Raw genomic sequence first — 311 nt, forward strand, 5'->3', positions numbered from 1 at the left:
CGACCGCGTTGGCGTTGACCTTCATACCGCCCTGCACGACGTAGACGCCGGGCTGCAGGGTGACGTTGCCGCTGAGGCTCATGCCGCTACAGTAGGTGCCAGGCTGGAGTGTTTGCGACGTCTTGTTGCCGTTGACAGACTTGCACGGGTTCCCGGCCGTCGGCGCCGCCAAGCTGGAGAAAGGATCGGCTGCCGGCAAGGCTTGGGTGATGTTGGACTTGCAGACCGTGGTCGCCGGATTGTTCAGCACCATGCCGCCGACCGTGATCAGGCAGTCGGCCTTGAGCACCGCCGAGCCCTGCGTCTTTATG

The 311-nt window shown here is 64.0% G+C and carries 1 pseudogene; it reads right to left on the bottom strand.

Going from position 1 to position 311, the window contains the following annotated elements:
* Positions 1-311, bottom strand: a pseudogene (locus X757_RS1000000168740) (hypothetical protein); the annotation flags it as partial.

It is taken from the genome of Mesorhizobium sp. LSHC412B00, from assembly GCF_000503035.1.
Taxonomy (GTDB): domain Bacteria; phylum Pseudomonadota; class Alphaproteobacteria; order Rhizobiales; family Rhizobiaceae; genus Mesorhizobium.